19 protein-coding genes are annotated in these 19613 nt (G+C 69.4%); 9 read left to right on the top strand and 10 right to left on the bottom strand.

Translation table 11 applies throughout. The features are described 5' to 3' along the window. Nucleotides 1–184: 184 nt before the first annotated feature. Genes GTY96_RS22400 through GTY96_RS22385 form a run of 4 tightly spaced genes read right to left on the bottom strand, consistent with a single transcriptional unit; the run spans nucleotide 185 to nucleotide 3066 of the window. Nucleotides 185–1588 carry a HAMP domain-containing sensor histidine kinase gene (locus GTY96_RS22400; RefSeq protein ID WP_143906900.1) on the bottom strand — a complete coding sequence of 468 codons (1404 nt, stop codon included), beginning with the start codon at nucleotides 1586–1588 and terminating at the stop codon, nucleotides 185–187. Next, a complete protein-coding gene (locus GTY96_RS22395) occupies nucleotides 1588–2268 on the bottom strand; it encodes a response regulator transcription factor (protein ID WP_143906902.1) in 681 nt (226 codons plus the stop codon). Before GTY96_RS22395 ends, GTY96_RS22400 begins: the two co-directional genes overlap by 1 nt. 15 nt (nucleotides 2269–2283) lie before the next feature. After that, on the bottom strand, nucleotides 2284–2499 hold the full coding sequence (locus GTY96_RS22390; protein ID WP_143906904.1) for a hypothetical protein: 216 nt from the start codon (nucleotides 2497–2499) through the stop codon (nucleotides 2284–2286). Between the two features lie 30 nt (nucleotides 2500–2529). Beyond that, nucleotides 2530–3066 (bottom strand): periplasmic heavy metal sensor, encoded by a 537-nt coding sequence (locus GTY96_RS22385; protein WP_161665731.1) that lies wholly within the window; start codon nucleotides 3064–3066, stop codon nucleotides 2530–2532. A gap of 354 nt (nucleotides 3067–3420) precedes the next feature. On the opposite strand from GTY96_RS22385, the gene GTY96_RS22380 reads away from it, so the two are divergent. Continuing rightward, on the top strand, nucleotides 3421–3621 hold the full coding sequence (locus tag GTY96_RS22380; RefSeq protein WP_014395088.1) for a cold-shock protein: 201 nt from the start codon (nucleotides 3421–3423) through the stop codon (nucleotides 3619–3621). 198 nt (nucleotides 3622–3819) lie between these two features. Continuing rightward, nucleotides 3820–4188 (top strand): cupin domain-containing protein, encoded by a 369-nt coding sequence (locus GTY96_RS22375; RefSeq protein ID WP_143906908.1) that lies wholly within the window; start codon nucleotides 3820–3822, stop codon nucleotides 4186–4188. Between the two features lie 63 nt (nucleotides 4189–4251). Here GTY96_RS22375 and GTY96_RS22370 read toward each other — a convergent pair whose 3' ends face one another. After that, nucleotides 4252–5073 carry a WD40/YVTN/BNR-like repeat-containing protein gene (locus GTY96_RS22370; protein ID WP_161665730.1) on the bottom strand — a complete coding sequence of 274 codons (822 nt, stop codon included), beginning with the start codon at nucleotides 5071–5073 and terminating at the stop codon, nucleotides 4252–4254. Nucleotides 5074–5575: 502 nt separating this feature from the next. Between GTY96_RS22370 and GTY96_RS22365 the strand changes: the two genes are divergently transcribed. Next, nucleotides 5576–6391 carry a metallophosphoesterase family protein gene (locus GTY96_RS22365; protein ID WP_235685780.1) on the top strand — a complete coding sequence of 272 codons (816 nt, stop codon included), beginning with the start codon at nucleotides 5576–5578 and terminating at the stop codon, nucleotides 6389–6391. A gap of 62 nt (nucleotides 6392–6453) precedes the next feature. Here the strand turns inward: GTY96_RS22365 and GTY96_RS22360 are convergent, their stop codons facing one another. Both GTY96_RS22360 and GTY96_RS22355 read right to left on the bottom strand, forming a co-directional pair. Further along, nucleotides 6454–7611 (bottom strand): 50S ribosomal protein L11 methyltransferase, encoded by a 1158-nt coding sequence (locus GTY96_RS22360; protein WP_143906912.1) that lies wholly within the window; start codon nucleotides 7609–7611, stop codon nucleotides 6454–6456. A gap of 97 nt (nucleotides 7612–7708) precedes the next feature. Further along, on the bottom strand, nucleotides 7709–8551 hold the full coding sequence (locus GTY96_RS22355) for a class I SAM-dependent methyltransferase (RefSeq protein WP_161665729.1): 843 nt from the start codon (nucleotides 8549–8551) through the stop codon (nucleotides 7709–7711). 268 nt (nucleotides 8552–8819) lie between these two features. Between GTY96_RS22355 and GTY96_RS22350 the strand changes: the two genes are divergently transcribed. Further along, nucleotides 8820–9302: a GNAT family N-acetyltransferase gene (locus GTY96_RS22350; RefSeq protein ID WP_304503242.1), complete on the top strand. Its 483-nt coding sequence runs from the start codon at nucleotides 8820–8822 to the stop codon at nucleotides 9300–9302. Nucleotides 9303–9342: 40 nt separating this feature from the next. Here GTY96_RS22350 and GTY96_RS22345 read toward each other — a convergent pair whose 3' ends face one another. Together GTY96_RS22345 and GTY96_RS22340 are read right to left on the bottom strand one after the other, a co-directional pair. After that, nucleotides 9343–10167, bottom strand: a complete 825-nt coding sequence (locus tag GTY96_RS22345; RefSeq protein ID WP_161665728.1) for a tetratricopeptide repeat protein — start codon at nucleotides 10165–10167, stop codon at nucleotides 9343–9345. 181 nt (nucleotides 10168–10348) lie between these two features. After that, nucleotides 10349–10798, bottom strand: a complete 450-nt coding sequence (locus tag GTY96_RS22340) for an OsmC family protein (RefSeq protein WP_161665727.1) — start codon at nucleotides 10796–10798, stop codon at nucleotides 10349–10351. 248 nt (nucleotides 10799–11046) lie between these two features. Here GTY96_RS22340 and GTY96_RS22335 point away from each other — a divergent pair, with 248 nt between their 5' ends. Together GTY96_RS22335 and GTY96_RS22330 are read left to right on the top strand one after the other, a co-directional pair. Continuing rightward, entirely contained in the window at nucleotides 11047–12651 is a 1605-nt protein-coding gene (locus tag GTY96_RS22335) for a PKD domain-containing protein (protein ID WP_161665726.1), read from the top strand. A gap of 126 nt (nucleotides 12652–12777) precedes the next feature. Then, a complete protein-coding gene (locus GTY96_RS22330) occupies nucleotides 12778–14349 on the top strand; it encodes a serine hydrolase (RefSeq protein WP_161665725.1) in 1572 nt (523 codons plus the stop codon). A 12-nt stretch (nucleotides 14350–14361) separates the two neighbouring features. Here GTY96_RS22330 and GTY96_RS22325 read toward each other — a convergent pair whose 3' ends face one another. Then, complete coding sequence (locus tag GTY96_RS22325) at nucleotides 14362–15357, bottom strand: ferritin-like domain-containing protein (RefSeq protein WP_161665724.1); 996 nt, start codon at nucleotides 15355–15357, stop codon at nucleotides 14362–14364. Between the two features lie 746 nt (nucleotides 15358–16103). Here GTY96_RS22325 and GTY96_RS22320 point away from each other — a divergent pair. The 3 genes from GTY96_RS22320 (at nucleotide 16104) to GTY96_RS22310 (ending at nucleotide 19539) form a co-directional block, all read left to right on the top strand. Beyond that, nucleotides 16104–16724, top strand: a complete 621-nt coding sequence (locus GTY96_RS22320; protein ID WP_143906926.1) for a hypothetical protein — start codon at nucleotides 16104–16106, stop codon at nucleotides 16722–16724. Nucleotides 16725–16867: 143 nt separating this feature from the next. After that, complete coding sequence (locus GTY96_RS22315; protein WP_235685796.1) at nucleotides 16868–18484, top strand: hypothetical protein; 1617 nt, start codon at nucleotides 16868–16870, stop codon at nucleotides 18482–18484. Between the two features lie 2 nt (nucleotides 18485–18486). Further along, the gene (locus GTY96_RS22310) at nucleotides 18487–19539 is read left to right on the top strand and encodes an alpha/beta fold hydrolase (protein WP_143906930.1); all 1053 of its coding nucleotides are present in this window, start codon (nucleotides 18487–18489) and stop codon (nucleotides 19537–19539) included. Nucleotides 19540–19613: the final 74 nt, after the last annotated feature.

Here is a 19613-nt window from a genome sequence, read left to right as displayed (position 1 = left end):
CCTGCGCGCCCGGCGGTTCGCGGGCGCTGCGCCTTCGCGGTGGTCGTGACGTTCGGCGGCGCGCTTCGGTAGGGCGGCGCCTGCGCGCCCGGCGGTTCGCGGGCGCTGCGCCTTCGCGGTGGTCGTGACGTTCGGCGGCGCGCTTCGGTAGGGCGGCGCCTGCGCGCCCGGCGGTTCGCGGCCGCTAGGCCTGCGGGGTCACGGGGAGGGTCGGTGGGCCCGCTTTGCGGACGGTGAAGCCCACCCGCGCGCCTCCGTCGGGCCGGTTCTCCGCGAAGACCTCGCCGCCGTGGGCCCGGGCGATGCGCTGCACCAGCGCGAGCCCCAACCCCAGCGAACCCGCCTCGCGCGCCTCGCCGCCCCGGTCCTTGCGGTAGAACGGCTGGAAGATGCGCGTCTCCTCGCCAGGCAGGAGCCCCGGGCCCCGGTCCTCCACGCTGAAGGCCAGGTGCTCCGTGCCGTGCTCCTGCAACCGGAGCGCTTCCACCCCCGCGCCGTGCTTGCGGGCGTTGTCGAGCAGGTTCACCAGCGCGCGGCCCAGCAGCGTCGCGTCCGCCAGCAACGTCACGTCATCCGTCTCCGGCTGCAACAGCGTGGCGGACAGGCCGGTGCGCTCCAGCGCCTGGGCCGCGAGCACGCCTGCCTCCAGCGCCTTGGGCGTGAGCTGTCCGAAGTCCAGGCGCGAGCTCGCCAGCAGCTCGCCCACCAGCGCGTCCAGCTCCACCACCTCGCGGTCCACCTGATCCAACGTGCGCGGGTTGCCTCCTCCGTCGCGCAAGAGCTCCGTCAGCACCCGCAGCCGCGCCAGGGGGGTGCGCAGCTCATGCGACACCGCGGCCAGCAGCTCGCGTTGATCCGCCATCTGCTTCTCGATGCGCGCCGCCATGTCGTTGAACGACTCGGCGAGCACCGCGAACTCACCGGTGGCGTGGTGGTGGAGGCTCGCCCGCGTGCCCAACCGGCCCTCGCCCAGCTCCTGCGTGGCTCGCACCAGCGTGTCCACCGGGCGCGCCATCCGGTACGAGATGCCGCCCGCCGCCGTCCACAGCACCAGCACCGCGATGCCCAGCGGCAAGACAGCCTGCCAGGGGCTTCGCGTGCGGGTGCGCAGGTAGCACACCTGCAGCGTCCCCAGCTGCGCGTCCTCCCGCATCACGGGGATGGAGGCGTCCGGCTTCGGGCACGGGGCGCCTCCTTGGGCCACCACCGCGCCGGACAGGTCCTTCAGCTCGACCTCCACGTCCAGGTCGTCGGAGATGCTCCGCACCAGGGAGTCGCGTGCCGCGGGCGCGTCCCACACCTCCGCGAAGCGGTGGCCCACGAACGAGCGCACGCGCTCCGTCTCCTGCCTCCAGGAGTTGCCGCCCGTCAGGTTCATCACCCACGACACCACGAACACCGTCACCAGGATGGTGAGCCCGAACATGACGAACAGCCGCCGCCGCAGCCGCGCCTGCACGAAGGACCCGAGCCGGCCCAGGTGGAACTTGCGCCGGTGGTGGGGATGTTCAGGGTGATGGTGGCGGAAACCCGGAGGGGGCCTCCGTCCCCAGGGCCCCCCGTGGGGATGCCGGTGGCCCCAGCCCATCAGGTGCCTTCCTTCGCGAAGACGTACCCCACGCCGCGCACCGTCTTGATGAGGCGTGTGCCCACGTCCCCCAGCTTCTGGCGCAGGTGGGAGATGTGCACGTCCACGGTGCGCTCGCTCACCACGGTGTCATTTCGCCCCGCCTCGCCCAGGAGCGCGTCGCGGGGAATCACCCGGCCCGCCCGCCGCACCAGCGCGAGCAGCAGGTCGAACTCCAGCCCCGTCAAATCCACCGCGCGTCCCTCCACCCGCACCTCGCGCCCGGACACGTCGATGGAGACCCCGCTCGACTCGAGCCGGTCCGCCACGGCCGACGGCTGCGCTCGCCGCAACACCGCGCGCAGGCGGGCGAGCAGCTCGCGCGGGCCAAAGGGCTTGGGCAGGTAGTCGTCCGCGCCCAGCTCCAGGCCCACCACCCGGTCCGTCTCGTCGCCCTTCGCGGTGAGCATCAGCACCGGGATGCGGCTCTTGGCCCGGATGCGCTTGCACACCTCCAGGCCGTCCATGCCCGGCATCATCACGTCCAGGAGCACGGCGTCGAAGGCGTTCGCCTCCAGCGCCGCCAGCCCCCGGCCGCCGTCGGGCGCGTGGCTGACGGTGATGCCGTTCTGCCCGAGGTACTCCGCGAGCAGCTCGAACATCCGGGTGTCGTCATCGATGAGCAGGACGCGGGTGGGCATGGGCGGGGCGGAATCCTAACGCGCTCCCGGCGCGTCGGCGGGGCCCGCGGCGCCTGGAGGCGGTTGCGCGTGCCAGTCCCAGTACGGAGGCATCCCGTTGCGGTAGGCGGGGCCTCCCCAGTCGCCCCGGTGGCAGGCCGAGCGGTGGTGGCGGGCGAGGTTCGCGAAGCCGGAGGCGTAGCCTCCGATGGCACCCGCGGCGAGCAGGACGACGAGCAGACGGTGTCTCATGTGGCGGTCTCCAGACGAAGGGCAGGGGGCTCAGACGAAGGACGCCGGGCCGTCATCGTTGTGGGGACGGCCTCCCCAACGGCCGCGTCCACCGCAGCCTCGCCCGTGCCAGCCCCGGCCCCCGCGCCAGCCGTAGCCCCAGCCGTGCTCGATGATGTCCGCGAGCTCGCGGCGCTGGTTGGGCTCCAGCGCCTCGTGCATCCGGGACAGCCCGTCCTGCACCGCGTTGCGCAACGTCTCCAGCGCCACGTCGTGGCGGCTGAACAGCTCCCGCAGCATGGCGCCGTCGAAGTGCTCCCCGCGCATCGACCCCGCGAGCGCCGTGCGGCTGGGGCCCCACTGGTCCTTCACCTTGGCGAAGGCCTCGCGCACGTCCTCCACCGCCTTCACGATGACCTTCTCCTGGCCGGGCGACGTCTCCAGCCGCTCGAAGAGCCAGCGGAGCCGGGGGCGCGCGCTCCAGCGGCCCCCATGGCCCGCGTGGTGGTGGTAGTGGCCGTGCCGCCCGCGGTGCAGGGTGGCGAAGAGACCGGCGAGGCAGGCGGTACCGAAAACGAATCCGAACATGTGTGGCTCCTGAAAGCAGGCCGGGCACCGACCAGGCGGGCCCGTGTCGTTTCTGACGGAGCTCAAGGTAGAAGCCGGGTGTGAAGCCCACGCCCGGCTGGGGTGAAGAAGTATGAAGGCCGGGACGCGCTCGTCCGGAATGGCGGCGGGGCCCGGGGTGTTCAATCGCCGGGCCTCGACGGAGTCCGCTGTGTCGGATGACGGACGGCTGCCTGCTGGATTCCACTCTCAGGAGTGGAGTTCCCGCAGGAAGTGGGTAGAGTGCCCGGCGTGCCGGGGCGGTGTTCGTTTCGGCACCGGTGGCAGGCGAGAGCCGGTCACCGGTTCAGAGCAGAGAAAGAGAAGAGACTCACAATGGCAACTGGTACCGTGAAGTGGTTCAACGACGCGAAGGGCTTCGGTTTCATCGCGCAGGACAATGGCGAAGACGTTTTCTGCCATCACACTGCCATCAACATGGATGGCTTCCGCACCCTGGCCGAGGGCCAGAAGGTGGAGTTCGAAGTCACCAAGGGCCCCAAGGGCCTGCAGGCGCAGAACGTCCGCGCCGCCTGAGTTGAACGAATCCCGACTCTCCGCGAGCGGTGAGTCACCGAAGCCCAGTCTTCCCTTGCGGAGACTGGGCTTTCGTCTTTCTGGACGCAGGGCAGGCAGGCGATCCGCGACGCGCGGTCCGCCAGCGCCCGGGGCCTTCCCTACCTTCTTCCCAGGTGGAGCGCGGCGTCGCACGCCGCCCCCCGAGGAGAAGCGACCATGGGCGACACCAGCGTGAAGAAGGTCGAAAGCCGCCATTCCCCCAAGGGGGAGATGGGCCAGAAGTACCTCGCGTCCGGCGTCCGCGTGGCCATGCGGCTGTGGGAGGACGAGCCGCCCGCCGAGGCCAAGCCCGCCAGCACCCGCGACTACGAGACCGTGGGCTACGTGCTCAAGGGCCGCGCGGAGCTGCACCTGGAGGGGCAGGTCATCCTGCTGAACCCCGGTGACTCCTGGCTCGTGCCGCGCGGCTCCAGTCACACGTACAAGGTCCTGGAGACCTTCTCCGCCGTGGAGGCGACCAGCCCCGTGTCCTCCGTGCACGGCCGTGACGAGCACGACGCCGTGGCGAAGGGCGCCAAGGCCTGACGCGGCGGCGAGCAGGGCTTGCCGCGAGGAGGGCCGACGGCGCCGGCCCCCCGCGCGTTCTCCTCAAGGACCGTGGAGGATGGTGCCCCCGGCTCCGACGATCCAGACGTCGTCGGGGCCCGAGCCCGAAACACCGTACAGGTCCTTCGTCGTAGGCGAGTCCACCTGCGTCCAGTCATCGCCGTTCCAGTGCAGGATCGTCCCGCCCGAGCCGACGGCCCAGACGTCGCTCGAGCCGCTCCCCCAGACGCCGTGGAGGAAGGGGTAGGGCGAGAGCTGATCCATGACGAGGCCGGCGGTGGACCTCCACCGCATCACCACTCCCGACGAGCCGACGGCGAAGGCCTCGTTGGCGGAAGCGGCCCAGACAGCCTGGAGGCTCGTCGTGGTGGGCGTCGTCAGCGACTCCCAGTCGGTGCCCGTCCACCGCACGACCGAGCTGTCCTTGGCGGCGAAGGCCGTGCCGTCCGCGACCATGAAGATGTCTGGCATCTGGGTGTAGGGGTGGGGGGTGCCCGTGGCGAGCTTCGTCCACTGCGCGCCGTCCCAGACGAACGTGTAGTGCTGATCCCCCTCCTTGCCGGCCGCCATGGCGCTCCGCGATGACGCCGCGGCGATGCCCGTGAGCGGGGCCGCCGTCAGCGGGGGGCTGTACCCAGACCACGTGCCACTCGCCAGGGACAGGAGTGTCCCGCCTTCACCCACCGCCCAGCCTCCACCCTCGGCGAGCGTCAACGCGTAGAGATCCAGGGACGTCGGCGAACCGGCGGCGCTCCACTGGCTGCCGTCCCAACGCAGCACGGTGCCGCGGAGTCCCACGACGTACGCCTCCGTGGGGGACACGACGGCCACATCCCGCAGGGTCGCCGTGGTCGTGCTCGGCATGAGCTGGAAGCTGGGCGTCGAGCCACCATCCCCATGGCCTCCTCCATCCGCCATGCCGCCGTCCGCCGGTCCAGCGTCAACCCCGAGGCCCGCGTCGTCCTGCCCCGCGTCGTTCTGCCCCGCGTCAGGCAGCTCCGGGGCGCAGACGCCTTGCTGACACAGGGCGCCCGACCCACAGGCGACGCATGCCGCGCCAAACGAGCCGCAGGCTGAATCCAGGGTGCCTCGGAGGCAGACGCCCTGCTTGTTGATGCATCCCTCGCACCCGGTTGGAGACTGGCACGAAGCGGCCACTCCCACGCTCAATCCCAGGACGAGGGCCAGAACCGTTCCTCGAAACGTCGACATTGCTCGCGACCTCAGAACCCGGCTCCGGCCAAGCAGGTGCCTGCGACACTAGCATGTCGTTGAACAAGACTGACGCGGCGGCGAGCGCGGTTTCCCCAGGGAAGAGGGCCCGCCACGCGCTGTCAGCCTCGGGAGCGGACCTCGTCGACGGGGCATGCGAATCCTGACCGTTGATGAGAAGCCCCTTCATGAATGGTGGTACCTGAACGCCGCGCCGCGAGGGGGGACGCGCGCTGAAAGACTGCCGTTGCTGTGCGGTTGGGTGGACACCCTTCCCCCGGACGTGGACGCGGTCATCGCGCTGTCGGACCTCCAGGGCATGGCACCCCATGCCCTGCGCGACGGGGCCGCGGCGCTGCTGGGCGAGGTCCTGGCGGATGAGCTGGCGATGATGGGCGAGGCGGGTGACATCCCTCTCGCGAGCCGCACTGGCATCCTCCTCGCGGGCGACCTCTTCTCCAGCCCCGGCGCGGAGGTGCGGGGGGCTTCGGGAGATGTGCGGAGCGTCTGGAGCGCCTTCTCCGCGTCCTTTCGCTGGGTCGTCGGCGTCGCGGGGAACCACGACACCTTCGGGCGTGGCCAGGAGCAAGCGCGCTTCTTCCACCAACCGGGGCGCACCCTGTTGGATGGCGAGGTCGTCGCGCCGGATGGGCTGTCATTGGGCGGGGTGAGCTACATCATCGGCCGGCCCGACAAGCTGAACCGGCGCGAGCAGTCCGCCCAACTGGAGCGAATCGAAAGCGTCCTCCTCCAGGAGCCCGAGGTGCTCCTCCTCCACGAAGGCCCGGACGTGCCTGGGACGAACCTGCGCGGCAACGCCGTCATCCGGGAGGCCGTGGAGCCCTGGAGCAGGCTCCTCGTCATCTGCGGTCACTGCCATTGGGACGTCCCGCTGGCCACGCTCGCGGGAGGCACGCAGGTCCTCAACGTCGATGCTCGCGCCGTGCTGCTCCGGCGTGCCGGCACCTGACCCCGGAGCGAGGCGCCGCATCCCGTCGCCCGCGGCGGTCGCCGTGCTCGAGCCTCCCGGTGCTACCTGGCGGCGGGCACGAGGCCGTAGAGGGTGGTGATCTCCCGGGAGCGCGCGGCGTGCAGTGGGTCCGTCGTGTCCTTGGCCTTGGAGTGCCGCGCCGGGGTGGACTTTCGCCAGGACACCGTCAGGCCGCAGCGCGCGAACTGCTCCTCCAGCCACCCGGGCGGACGCAAGCCCAGCAACACCGCGAGGTCCGACAGGATCAGCAGCCCCTCTCCCCCCGGGGTGAGCGCGGCGGGGAGTCCTTCGAGGAAGCGCCGCAGGAACTGGCTGTCCTCGTCGAACACCGCTCGGTCCACCCGGTTCTTGGGCGGCTCCGGAATCCACGGTGGGTTGCAGACGACGAGGTCCGCCTTTCCGTCCGGAAACAGGTCCGACTCCGTGACCTGGAAGCGCTGCGAGAGGCCGAGTCGCTCCGCGTTCTCCCGGGCGCACGCCACCGCGCGGGAGTCGCAATCCGTGGCCTGCGCGGACGCCGCGCCTCGCTGCAGGAGGAGAAAGGAGAGCACTCCGGTGCCGGTGCCCACGTCGAACACGCGCTTGTCCTTCACGTCCGCCACGGCGGCCAGCAGCTCCACGTAGTCGGTGCGCGTGGGCAGGTAGACGCCGTAGTGCGGATGGAGCTGGCCCTTCAGCCCCGGGACGGCCAGGCCCTTGCGCCGCCACTCCGTGGCCCCGAGCATGCCAAGCAACTGCTTGAGCGGCACGACGGTGAAGTCCGCGGTGGGCTCGCCCCACACCTGTCGACACGCTTCGGAGACCTCCGGTGCTCTCGCGAGGCCCAGGCGGTAGCTCTTGTCGAGCGCGACGACGACTCGCGACAGCGTCGCATGTTCCAGCTGCCGCGCGCGGCGCTCGGCCCGGAACGCCTCCAGCGGCGAGCGGGCTTGCGACGGCCGCTCGAGGCGCCGACCCAGCGCGCCGAGGAGCTGCTTCGCGTTGTGGAAGTCTCCGGTGTAGCGCAGGAACTCGCCCCGCCGGACGCGCTTGAGCGCGGTGTCGGCGCTGAGCCCATCATCCACGGCCGACAGGCGCGTGGGAGCGGGCTCATCACTCTCCGAGTGCCAGGTGAACGCGGCGTCGGGGGGAAACTCGAAGGGCGTGGCGGTGGACGACGGCCCCTTCTGGGCGGCGGTGGGGCGGCGTGGGCGGTGCATGGGCCTGGGCTAGCACGTCCGAGCCCCACCGTCGCGCACACGGTAGGGCAGGGGGCTCCCGATGGCGGGGCCTCCCCGCGCGAACGGGTGCGGCTGCTCAGGCGAAGGCTGCGCTGCGCAGGACCATCACGTCGGCGAAATCCTGGCGCTGCGGCGCCAGACACAGGGCTCCTTGTGACACCTGCTCGAGGAAGTGCTCGCCGTAGTCGTGGCGCGGGCCCGAGGCGTACACGGTGATGTCCCGAGCCCGCGCGACCTCCCCCAGCATCCGTGCGACCGCGTGCGCCACCTCTCCCCAGAAGGGGAAGTACAGATAGAACGCGGTGCCATCCGACAGGTCCACGTCACGGACATCCGCGTGGATGAACTCCAGGTTCGGCAGCCCGAAGCGCTCGCCATTGCGGCGCGCGGACTCGACGTACGTCTGTCCGTACTCCACGCCCTTGACCTGGGCGAAGGTGCTCGCGGCCACGGTGATGGCGAACTTCCCGTTGCCGCAGCCGAGGTCGTAGACGGTGTCGCGCTGCCCAGGGCTCGTGGTGGACAGGAAGTCGGAGATGCGCTGGGCCCGCGAGGCCATGTTCACTTGCCCGAAGGGGGGGCGGTCCTGGCCCGTGGTGATACGTGAAATGCGCAGCAGGCCCTCAAGCCAGTCATCCGCCGCCGTGCTCGCGCGGCCCGTGGCCTCGGTGAAGCCAAGCCCCTCCCACTGTTCCCTGAAGCGCGCCGGAGAGAGGCCTCCCGAGCGGAGCTGCTGCGCGACGTCCGCGCCTGCCGCATCCAGCGCCTCGGTGACCGCGTGCGCGCGCGCCATCAGCGCCGCCCAGAGCACCTGGAGCTCCGGACGCGCTCGGACGTCGAGAAGGAGCAGCTCGGGCTCCACGTTCTCCTGCACGAAGGAGAACCGCTCGAAGAGCTCCCACCGTGCGCCCAGGCCCAACGTTCGTGAATCCCAGGGCGCCAGGAGAAGGGTCTCGGCGCGCTCGACCCACCAGGGGGAGGCGGGTGGAGTCGAGGGGGTGGGGGGCATGTGCCCAGGAGGGTGTCAAACGAACGGGGCGCTGTCCAACCCGAGCGCCCGAAGGCCGGCACGGTCGCAAGGCCGCTGACCTCGACGGACAGCACCGACCCCTCTTTCTTCGATACCGTCGGCGGCGCGGCGAGCCGTCCTCTTCCAGGTCTGGCCTCCGCGGGGAGAACAGGACCGGATGAGCACCCGTGGTGATGCAGCACCGCTTCCTCACGCCATGGAGGTCCAGGGTGAGGGCGGTTTCTTCGTTTCGGACGACGCGGCCCGGATCGACCTGGACGTCGTTCACGGATACCTGACGCGCTCCTATTGGAGCCCGGGCATCTCCCGGTCGATGGTCGAGCAGGCCCTGCGAAACTCTCTTGTCTTCGGCTTGTATGGTGCGGACGGTATCCAGGTGGGCTTCGCGCGCGTCGTCACGGACCGCGCGACGTTCGCCTACCTCTGCGACGTGTTCATCCTGGAGTCACACCAGGGCCAGGGCTTGGGCAAGCGGTTGATGGAGGCCGTCATGGCGCACCCCGACCTCCAGGGACTGCGGCGCTTCCTCCTGGCGACGCGGGATGCGCACAGCCTGTACGCGCGGCATGGCTTCACCCCGCTGAAGAGCCCCGAGCGCTTCATGGAGCGCCACGACCCGGACGTCTATCGCCGGAAGTAGCGGCGCCCCTGGCCTCCCGTGGGCTGCTTCGACGCGAAACCTACGCGGCGCGCGTGCCGGGGATACCCTTGCGCTCCATGAAGGCCCGCAGCTCCGGCCAATGGGCCGAGAGCATGTCGAAATCGTCGGGGCGCGTGGGCTGTGTCGTGCTCAGCGCGGCGTCAATGGCGGCCGCATGGGTGGCCGGATCCAGGGAGTCCAGGGCGAAGGCCCGGAGGAGCTTGAGTCGGCGGGCATCCCGCCCCACCAGCATGTCCGCTTCCGCCGTGCGAGACTCCAACTCCGCCACCGCGGCTGCGTGGCGGCCCTCGCGGCAGAGGAGCCCGACTTCCGGGAGCAACGCATACGTGGGAGGGAGGCCGTTGGCCCGCTTGCGCCCCTCCTCCAGCCATGCGCGCGCGGCGCCGCCGTCTCCTTGGACGAAGTAGGCCATGGCGATCAAGTTGGGCATCCACCGGTACAACGCCGGCACGGACCTGCGCACCTGGTGGGAGCGCTCCGCCGAACCGAAGAGCTCGAGCGCTCGCGGAGCATCCCCCAGCGCCAGCATGCACTGGCCGAGCAAGGCGACCGACACGGCTCGCTGCGTCCCCTGCGTGCTGCGGCGTGCGGCTTCCTCGAAGCGGTGCGCCGCTTCTCGTTCGTCACCTGCTCCGAAGAAGGAAACCCCCTGATGATAGGCGGCCCCCCATCTGCGGATCCGCCAGAAGAAGAAGGCGAACAGCGTCAGGAACACCGCGACCAGGAGCGGGATCACGACCTGCGGGGACATGCTCACCCTGGGATTCGCGCCCCCTCGGGCGAAGTATTGATAGGAGATGAGGTAGACGGCGATGAGCGCCAGTCCCGTGATGCCTCTGCGCAAGGAGAAAAAGGAGAGGGGCCTGAGATGGCGCTCTTTCGGCAGGGGAAGTGCATTCACGTGGGAGTCCGGGAGGTAAAGGACAAAGCCTCTCGTACCCTGAAAAGCACTTCACGTGCCAGCTATCGGGAGCCCTGGCATCCCCTGCCTCATGCTTGTGCTGGGGGTGCCAGGTTCAATGGGGCTACCCCTGGGTGGGGCCGGTGGAGTCCGGCGGCTCCGTGGACGCGAAGCGCGTGTCGATATGCAGCGCGCGGGACAGCGTCAGCGTGACGGGCGTCTTCGCGGCGATTTCGAGCAGCCGCGCCCGCTGCTCCGGTGTCACCGTGTCCGCGCAGTCGAGGACCCGCTCGACGCGCTCACCCGCGGGCTCGCGAATCAGCTTGAGGCGCACGACGAGCCTGCCCAGGTCCCACTTCTTCTTCTCCGCGTACATCTTGAGCGTGATGGCCGTGCAGGAGCCGAGCGAGCCCATCAGGAGCTGATACGGCGCGGGGCCAAGGTCCGCGCCACCGCGTGCCACGGGCTCATCCGCGATGAACTGGTGGCGTCCGGTGCGGACGTGCTGGGTGAGTCCTTCGCCGCCCTCCACCGTGGCGGCGGCGAGCAGGACGCTATCGGAGGCGTTGGTCATGCCCCGTTCTACGCCAGGTCGCTGCGCGGCGTCTCCACAGCCGCACCCGCGCCGCCACGACTCAGCCCATGCCGACCCGGATTGAAATGGACGACATGTGTGGGATTGGCGGGCCGGGCAGGACTCCAAAACGTGACGTGTTCGTTAGAATTGCGTTCTATTCAATTTTGACTTGGTAATATTGACATGCTGGTTTCGTTGTCCGCAATGTCTGCCCATCGCCGAGGCTGGCGATAGGGGATCGCACCATGCCGAAGTCGAACGAACTCTCGTCCTGCCTCCTTCCCGCCCGCCACGTCTGGCCGGCGCTCGTTGCTCTCGCCCTGGCCTCTTTCGCGCCGACGGCCCAAGCCGCTTCGGCGATCTACGGCGGCGGCCCGTTCTATTCCGGCGGCACCGCGGTGATGGACGACCTGCGCGGCTCGGGCTTCACCACCGTGATCCTCTGGAGCTTCCACATCGAGGACAACGGCGACCTCGTCTACAACGACATCCCGGTGGTCAAGAACGGCGCCTATATCGGTGACTCGGCCTGGCCGGCGCGGCTGGCCACGCTCAAGACCGCGCCGACCTCGGTCAATCGCATCGAAGTGTCGATTGGCGCCTGGAGCGTCCCGGATTTCGAGCGCATGGCCAGGCTGGTCAACGGCACCGCCGCTGGCTGCGGCAGCACGCTCGTCTGTGGCACCGGCAGCACCAGCATCCTGTACCGCAACTTCCAGGCGCTGAAGACCGCCACGGGCGCCGCCGCGGTCAACTTCGACGACGAGAGCGCCTACGACCTCGCGCCGACCACCCAGTTCGGGCAGATGCTGAGCGGCCTGGGCTTCAAGATCACCTTCGCGCCCTACACCAACCAGGGCTTCTGGCGGTCTCTCAAGGACAACCTCGGCAGCGCGGTCGATGGCATCTACCTTCAGGTGTACGACGGCGGCGCCGGAAACAATCCGGCGACCTGGAACACCGCGATGGGCATGACCGTCGCCCCGGGCCTCTGGTCGCGCCATGGCACCGGTTGCGGCAGCGGCGACAGCCCGGCCACCGTGCAGAGCAAGATGAGCAACTGGAAGAGCACCGCCGGCATCGGCGGCGGCTTCATCTGGCTGTATGACGACATCCAGAAGTGCGGGGCGCAGGGCACGGCCGCGCAGTACGCGGCGGCGATCAACACCGCGGTCAGCGGCAATACCCCGCCGGTGGCCAACTTCGGCGTCACCGTGAGCGGACTGACCGCGATCTTCAGCGACGCCTCCAGCGACAGCGACGGAAGCATCGCCTCCCGAAGCTGGACCTTCGGAGACGGCGGTGGCTCGACCGCGACCAACCCCAGCCATGTCTATGCCAGCGCCGGTGACTACAGCGTCAGCCTGACCGTGACCGACAACGGCGGCGCCAACAACACCAAGACCCAGGTCGTCTCGGTTGGCGTCGGCAATATCAACCTGGCGCTCAACAAGCCGGCGACCGGCTCCAGCGCCTGCAACAGCAGCGAGACACCGGCCAAGGCGGTCAACGGGAGCGTCTCCGGTGGCACCACCGACAAGTTCTGCTCGTTGACCTCTCCTTCCTGGCTGCAGGTGGATCTCGGGTCGGCGCAGACCGTCAGCAGCTTCGTCGTCAAGCATGCCGGCGCGGGGGGCGAATCGAGCACCTGGAACACCCGGGCATTCACCATCCAGACCTCCAGCAACGGCACGACCTGGAGCACGCCGGTGACGGTGACGAACAACACCGCCGACAGCTCGACCCATTCGATCAGCGCCACCTCCGCGCGCTACATCAAGCTCAACGTGGCCACCCCGACCCAGACCACCGACCCGGCGACGCGCATCTACGAATTCGAGGTGCGCTGACCGGTCCCCCTCCCCACCGGCAGGTCCGCCCGGGGCCAAGGTCGCGAAAAGTGGAGCTCGGGCTGGCAATCGATCCGGAGCCAATGCAGTACACCGGAGGTTCCACCTCCTTCCTCCGGTGAAAGCATGCGTCGTCCTGTGTCCCACATCGCCCTCGCGGCCGTCCTGTTCGGCTCGGGAGGGACTGCCCTCGCCGCGGAGGGGGCGAAGAAGCCCGCCACGCAGTGGGTGTCCAGCCCCGCCCAGACGGCCCGTGTGGCGCGAGTCGAGGCGGGATTGGCCCCCGTGGTCATCGAAGGCGAGAAACCCCAGCGCCTGACGATCCAACAGTGGATGGCGCTGTACCAGATTCCCGGGCTGAGCATCGCCGTCTTCGACAAGAACGCCATCGTCTGGGCCAAGACCTATGGCGTGAAGGACGCTGGCGGCTCGGAGCCCGTCACCCTGGAGACGCTCTTCCAGGCGGGCTCCATCAGCAAGCCGGTGACGGCCATGGCGGCGCTGCACTTCGTCGAGGCAGGCAAGTGGTCGCTCGACGAGAACATCAACGACAAGTTGCGCTCGTGGAAGCTCCCGGAGAACGACTTCACGAAGGAGCAGAAGGTCACCCTTCGCAAGCTGCTCAGTCACAGCGGGGGGACGACGGTGCACGGCTTCCCCGGGTACGCGGTGGACGCGCCCATGCCCACGCTGGTGCAGGTGTTGGATGGCGTGGCACCCGCGAACACCTCCCCGGTGCGCGTCGACATCGTCCCCGGCACGCAGACGCGTTACAGCGGCGGCGGCACGTCCATCGTCCAGTTGATGATGGTGGATCAGCTCCAGAAGCCGTTCCCCCAGATCATGAGCGAGGCGGTGCTGAAGCCGCTCGGCATGACGCAGAGCTCCTTCGAGCAGCCCCCGGCTCCGGACCGTGCCGCCCGGACGGCGAGCGGGACGTACTCCAACGGGAAGAGCGTCGCGGGCCGCTGGCACGTGTACCCGGAGATGGCCGCGGCCGGACTGTGGACCACGCCGTCCGACCTGGCGCGGGTCGCCATCGAGGTGGCCAAGGCGAAGGCAGGGAAGTCCACGCGCGTGCTGTCCCAGTCGATGGCGAAGCAGATGCTCTCGCAGCAGTCGGAGCGGTTCGGGCTGGGCTTCCAGCTCATCCCCGGCGCCGACGGCTTCGGTCACGGAGGCGCGGACGAGGGCTTCCAGGCCTCGCTGACGTCCTTCAGTGACACGGGGGCCGGAGTTGTCGTCATGGCCAACTCCGACAACGGGTTCCTGCTCTTCGACCGCATCATCGCCAGCGTGGCCTCTGAATATGCCTGGGCCACGTTCAAGCCCACGCCCGAGTCGCCGGTCGCCCATGTGGACATGCTCACGCGGGTCAAGGGCGTCGACGCCGCGCTTGCCTGGTACACCGCGAAGCACGGTGAGGGCCTGACGGGCCTGGAGTCGGGGCAGCTGAACCAACTTGGCTATCAGTTGATGAGGGGCGGACAGGGCGCGGACGCGGTGCGGGTGTTCGAAGCGAACGTGAAGCTCTTCCCGACGGACGCGAACGTCTACGACAGCCTGGGGGAGGCTCAGCTCCAGGCCGGCCTGAAGGAAGCGGCCATCGCGAACTACAAGAAGTCGCTCGCGCTCAACGCGGGGAATACCAATGCCGTGAAGGTCCTCGAGAAGCTCGGAGTGCCCACGGGGAAGTGAGCCCGGGACGCTTCAGCTCGCCAGGCGGACGGACGTTCCCACCAACGCCGCTGCCCGGGTCCGCGTCCGCTGGATGCACTCCTCCATCAGCTGCCCCAGCTCCGCCTGGGGCAGCACGCCGTTTCGCGCGAGGAATCCCTCGTCGACTCCTGGGATGCGTGGGAGCGCGGGCGTCCGCTGCGCCTCCAGCGCTTCCAAGGACTGACGCAGGGCCTGCTTCGCCTTGCCCCCGCCCCGTTCCAGGGCGAAGGCGATGACGTCCCAGGCCAGCTCCGCGTGCCGTGCCTCGTCCTCGGCGATGACCGACAGGGTCTCGCGCACGACAGGGTCGCTGGCCCGGCTCGCCCCTTCACTCGCGACCCTGGAGGCCACCCCTTCCCCCAGGCACCCATCCAGCAACGAGCCGCGCACCAGCCGGGCCCAGTCGTCACCGGCCTCGGGGCTCGGTGGCTGGGGGCGCTGCTGGCCCAGCTCTGGAATCGCCCCCGCGGTCCAGGGCAGCCCCGCGTAGGCCCGGGCCAGCGCGAAGCACCTCCTGGCGTGGCGGACCTCGTCCAGGGCCGCCAGGTGACACGCCTCGATCAGCTCCGAGGGGGCGCCCAGCGCGGTGAGCTTGAGCGACAGCTTCGCGAAGGCCGGAACCGACGCGTGCTCCAGGCTCGCGGAGTACCTCCACGCCTCGCCCAGCACCGTCCGCTGCCAGGGCGTGAGCCCCGCGACCTCCGGAACCACGCCGTCCACCCAGCCTTCCCCCAGGGCGCGACGGGCCACGCGAGCCCGCCCCCTCAGCCGCAGCACCCGTCCCTTCGCATAGCTTGAGCTGAAGATCAGGTTGTACGCCCAGTACAAGAACCCCATGAACGAGGCGCTCAGGAACATCATCACGCCCCCGATCCACTTGGAGCCCCCATCGCGCGGCTTCCTCGCGGCGACGAGGACTCCCCACAGGAAGAGCCCGGGCCCCAAGAGGATGATCACCAGGAGGACCTGCCCGAGCCCCTCGGTCATGCGCATCCCTTTCGAAAGTGAGTGGAGCCAGCGCTCGCCAGCTGCCGTTCAAGAACCGCGTACGCACTGAGCAAGCCATGTGCCAGCACCCGCCGCCGCCCCAGTCGAGAGCGGCGGCGGAGCTGGTGCGCAATGTGCCGTACACGCGCGCTGCGCACGTGTGCATCCCGCTGCACGTGGATGTGTTTCACGAGACCCCGCGCCGGGTGGGGGCGGCGAGCGCACCGACAAGGGCGCGCCACTGCTGCTACGGCGGACCTGGGGGGCACGAACCGGTGGATTTCTGGCGCACGGCCCCGCACGCGCGGTCACGCAGCGCCACGCGCAGCCGTCACCGGGAGCGCGGCCCGTCGCTCCTGATCCGGTGTTTCCCGTGCTGGCCTGATACGCGCCCGGGAACCCGCGCTCAGGTCCGTTCGGCTCGGCCCCTCCGCGTCGCCTCCGTGAAGTCTGACGCCCTGCGTTGGTGCTGCGCTTTGACGCGCGAGGCCATCGTCTGTCTTTTGACAAGGTTGTCTGGCGGGTGCTACCGGTAGCTGAAACATGAATCGGCCTTCATCTTCCCCGGCGCGGATCCCGTTCGCTCCGCGAGCCCCGCGGGTGGGGAAGAGCGAAGGCGGACAGGATGCCTGCCGCCCGGCTGCTCATGTTCCCGTTTCCGTGCCCCGAGCCGCCGCTGGCGGGGTCCCAGGCGTTGTCGTGTCGTCGTCCCGGCGCTGTCGCCGGATGGGAAGAGGAACACTCACATGAAGAAGATGCTGTCGTCCGCGATGATGCTGTGCACGTTGGGGCTCTCCGGGTGTGGGGATGACACGACGGATCCGCCGGTGGACAACACGCCCAAGCTGGACACCCAGTCGAACATCCTGGCGTTCCTGGAGGGCAAGACCCTGGTGATGGAGGGGGACAACATCCCCAGCCACCCGCTGTCGCTGGACGAGGACATCAACTGGGGCTCGGCCAGCCAGTGCTTCCAGAAGGTCACCATCGGTGTGGGGGGCAACAACTTCCACGTCAGCAGCATCCCCGGCACCATCCGTGACTCCGCCGGGGTCGGCCAGCCCGGCAGCACCTGCGACCACACCGTCGCGCAGAACGCGCTGGTGTTCGACTCCAAGGCCGTCACCCTCTCCAACATCGCGGCGGACGGCAGCTGCTTCGAGGTCCTCGTGGACTACGGCAGCTTCAAGCAGGAGGGCCGCGCGAAGTTCTCCTCGGACACGAAGAAGCTCTCCATGGAGCTGTACTTCGAGGCCAAGGCCACGGGGTGGCACTGCGCCGACGGTGCGGTGGGAGCCAAGACGGTCAGTGCTTCCGGTCAGCCCTTCACCGGCAACGCGGTGCAGGTCTACGTCATCAACGGCTAGTCGCACGGCGGCGGTGGGCGACTTGGCCGCCCCCGCCGCGCTTCCATCGAGCCGGGTGGGGCATGCCCCCTCGGCTCTTCCGGCAATCCAGCAGGGTCGAGGTGTGTATGTCGGGAGGGTGGTTGGGTGAGGCACGCAGGGTGATGCGCTGGGGCGCCGCGATGCTCGCGCTCGGGCTGGCGCTGCCAGCGGCGGGGCAGACCGCCACGGTCCCCGGGCTCTATTACGGCGACTGGTTCGACGAGAAGGACCGGGAGGAGGACGCGAAGCCTCGCGAGTTCATCCTCATCAACTACTTCTTCACCCGGCTGTCGCTGACCAACAGCGTGGGGGATCCCGCCGGCCTCAAGGGCGTGGCGCTGGGCCCCATCGGCTCGCTGTCCGGCAGCGCCGTCCGGGTGGAGCGGGGGCGCTCGGCGTTCTACGTCGAGCAGCGCTGGATCCCCGTCCTGGAGTACAGCCCCTCCTTCGTGGACGGGCTGGCGTCCTTCCGCGCCCAGTTCGAGGTGGACTACCTCTGGGGCCGCGCCGCCAATGCCTCGCAGCAGAACGAGGGCGGCGGCTTCAACGCGGATCAGGTCAACATCCAGACGAAGAACGTCAACGTCGCGATCTACCCCACGCGCAAGCCCGCCCAGCTCACGCTGCTCATCGGTACGCAGCCGGTCTACGACTCCATCTTCGACCCGACGCGCACGCCGCTCAACGACATCATCCGCACGGGCTACAAGCTGGCGTTCCTGGGCAGCGACGCCACCGGCCTGTCGATCTTCAGCAACTACAAGGGCCTGTCCAAGCTGAGCCTCCTGCCGCTGGGCAGCGCCCAGTCGGACAAGGCGACGCGGGACGATCCCCGCCTGAAGTTCATCTACCTGCTCACCGCCGACTACGCCTACCCCGTGCGGCCCGGGACGAACATCGGCCTGTCCGCGTGGTACCTGCGCGATGACACCAAGGGGGACGCTTATGCCTTCGAAGGCATCGTGAAGAGCGGGCCGTCGTCCACGGGCCTCAGCCCGTTCGTGGGCACCCCCCGCTTCAACATCGAGCGGCCCACCGGCAACGTCTTCTGGCTGGGCGCGAACTTCAACCACAACATCGACTTCCGCACCGGGCGCCTCGCCGCCTCCGGCTTCGTCATGTACAACGGCGGCAGCTACACGAGCGACCGCGCGGACACCACGTTCAACAAGAAGGTGGACATCTCCGGCCTGTCCGCGAACCTGGAGGTGCTCTACCAGTGGGGCCGGGGCCCGGCGGACCTGGTGACGCTGGAGGGCATGTTCACCACCGGCGACAGCAACCTGGATGACGGGCGCTACACGGGCGCTTTCACGCTCAACCAGTACGGCCTGCCCGGCTCGGTGTGGTTCAACCACAAGATGTTGCTGCTGTTCCCCTTCACCAGCACCGTGAACAACTACACGGGCGCGGTGACGGACATCTCCAACCAGGGCTACGGCCTGCGCACCGGCATCGCGAGCGCGGCGTGGGACGTCATCCCCAACAAGCTCAACCTCAAGCTGGCCACCGGCCTGGCCAACTCGGGCGTGACGCCGCCGCGCTGGGACGCGGCCGTGCGGCGGGGGCGCTTCATTGGCGCCGAGGTGAACGCGGAGGTGCGCTACACGATCCGCTACCTCATGACGGTGGGCGTGCACGCCGGTTACCTGTTCCGCGGCGACTTCTACGACGGCTCCACGACGGTGAAGACCAACCCCTTCGCCGCCTTCACCACCTTCACCTGGTACGCGTTCTGACCATGAGCACCTTCCGCGCCCTCAAGGCCCTGCTGCTCGCGGCGGGGCTCGCCTCCTCCTCTGGCTGTGTCCGCTCGTACGCCAGCGCGCCGCCGCTGGCGTTCCAGGACCTGGACTACGCCTCGCCCGGGGCGACGACGCCCTGGCCGGTGAAGCGCATGGCCCTGCCGAACACGGCCGCCACCTACGGCATGACGCGCGTGCCGGAGATGGCCTACGTGGAGCTGCCCGCCGCGCCGGGTGCGCGCACGGTGGTGCTCATCCACGGGCTGGGCAGCTACCTGAAGTTCTGGCGCTCGCAGCTCGACACGCTCAGCCGCGCTGGCTACCACGTCGTCGCGGTGGACCTGCCGGGGTACGGCAAGTCCGACAAGCCCGGCTCCTTCCCGTACACCATGGAGGCCATGGCGGACGCGGTGCGCGAGCTGACGCAGGGCCTGGGCGTCGAGCACCCCATCCTGGTGGGCCACTCCATGGGCGGGCAGACGGCGCTGTCGTACGCCATCCGCTACCCGGACGAGCCCGAGGCCCTGGTGCTGGTGTCGCCCGCGGGCTTCGAGCAGTTCTCCCCGAAGGAGAAGGCGTGGTTCTCGCGGGTGATGAGCACGGAGTTCATCAAGTCCGCGCCCGAATACGGCATCTGGGGCAGCGTGCGGCAGGCCAACTTCCAGAACTGGCGGCCGGAGCTGGAGTGGCTCATCGAGGAGCGCGTGCGGCTGGCGAAGTCGCCCGAGTTCGACGCGTATGCCTATGCCAACGTGCGCTCGGTGAGGGGGCTCGCGAACGATGACTTCGTGCGCGACAACCTCCACCGCATCACGGCGCCCACGGTCATCATCTTCGGGGAGGCGGACCGCTTGATTCCCAACCCGTTCATGCACGGCGGCTTCCCCCGGGACATCTTCGAGTACGGCCACTCGCGCATCGCGGGCTCGAAGCTCGTGGAGCTGAAGGGGTGTGGCCACACCGTGCAGCTCGACTGTCCGGCGCCCTTCAACGCCGCGCTGGAGGCGTTTCTTGGGAGCGTGCCGGCCTCCGGGTCCGCCGCGCCCTAGATGAAGGGTGGTTCAGGTTTCATGCGGTTGCGACGCGACGCGCCTTGAACCGCGCCACCTGAAGACAGTCAGGT

The sequence above is a fragment of the Corallococcus silvisoli genome, assembly GCF_009909145.1.
GTDB lineage: Bacteria > Myxococcota > Myxococcia > Myxococcales > Myxococcaceae > Corallococcus > Corallococcus silvisoli.
This window is presented reverse-complemented; position numbering and strand designations above follow the sequence as displayed.

What these genes read in the sequence shown, in the direction of transcription:
- GTY96_RS22400 (WP_143906900.1), bottom strand. Translation starts at nt 1,588, where the DNA reads ATGGGCTGGGGCCACCGGCATCCCCACGGGGGGCCCTGGGGACGGAGG.
- GTY96_RS22395 (WP_143906902.1), bottom strand. Translation starts at nt 2,268, where the DNA reads ATGCCCACCCGCGTCCTGCTCATCGATGACGACACCCGGATGTTCGAG.
- GTY96_RS22390 (WP_143906904.1), bottom strand. Translation starts at nt 2,499, where the DNA reads ATGAGACACCGTCTGCTCGTCGTCCTGCTCGCCGCGGGTGCCATCGGA.
- GTY96_RS22385 (WP_161665731.1), bottom strand. Translation starts at nt 3,066, where the DNA reads ATGTTCGGATTCGTTTTCGGTACCGCCTGCCTCGCCGGTCTCTTCGCC.
- GTY96_RS22380 (WP_014395088.1), top strand. Translation starts at nt 3,421, where the DNA reads ATGGCAACTGGTACCGTGAAGTGGTTCAACGACGCGAAGGGCTTCGGT.
- GTY96_RS22375 (WP_143906908.1), top strand. Translation starts at nt 3,820, where the DNA reads ATGGGCGACACCAGCGTGAAGAAGGTCGAAAGCCGCCATTCCCCCAAG.
- GTY96_RS22370 (WP_161665730.1), bottom strand. Translation starts at nt 5,073, where the DNA reads ATGCCGAGCACGACCACGGCGACCCTGCGGGATGTGGCCGTCGTGTCC.
- GTY96_RS22365 (WP_235685780.1), top strand. Translation starts at nt 5,576, where the DNA reads ATGCGAATCCTGACCGTTGATGAGAAGCCCCTTCATGAATGGTGGTAC.
- GTY96_RS22360 (WP_143906912.1), bottom strand. Translation starts at nt 7,611, where the DNA reads ATGCACCGCCCACGCCGCCCCACCGCCGCCCAGAAGGGGCCGTCGTCC.
- GTY96_RS22350 (WP_304503242.1), top strand. Translation starts at nt 8,820, where the DNA reads ATGAGCACCCGTGGTGATGCAGCACCGCTTCCTCACGCCATGGAGGTC.
- GTY96_RS22340 (WP_161665727.1), bottom strand. Translation starts at nt 10,798, where the DNA reads ATGACCAACGCCTCCGATAGCGTCCTGCTCGCCGCCGCCACGGTGGAG.
- GTY96_RS22335 (WP_161665726.1), top strand. Translation starts at nt 11,047, where the DNA reads ATGCCGAAGTCGAACGAACTCTCGTCCTGCCTCCTTCCCGCCCGCCAC.
- GTY96_RS22330 (WP_161665725.1), top strand. Translation starts at nt 12,778, where the DNA reads ATGCGTCGTCCTGTGTCCCACATCGCCCTCGCGGCCGTCCTGTTCGGC.
- GTY96_RS22325 (WP_161665724.1), bottom strand. Translation starts at nt 15,357, where the DNA reads ATGACCGAGGGGCTCGGGCAGGTCCTCCTGGTGATCATCCTCTTGGGG.
- GTY96_RS22320 (WP_143906926.1), top strand. Translation starts at nt 16,104, where the DNA reads ATGAAGAAGATGCTGTCGTCCGCGATGATGCTGTGCACGTTGGGGCTC.
- GTY96_RS22315 (WP_235685796.1), top strand. Translation starts at nt 16,868, where the DNA reads ATGCGCTGGGGCGCCGCGATGCTCGCGCTCGGGCTGGCGCTGCCAGCG.
- GTY96_RS22310 (WP_143906930.1), top strand. Translation starts at nt 18,487, where the DNA reads ATGAGCACCTTCCGCGCCCTCAAGGCCCTGCTGCTCGCGGCGGGGCTC.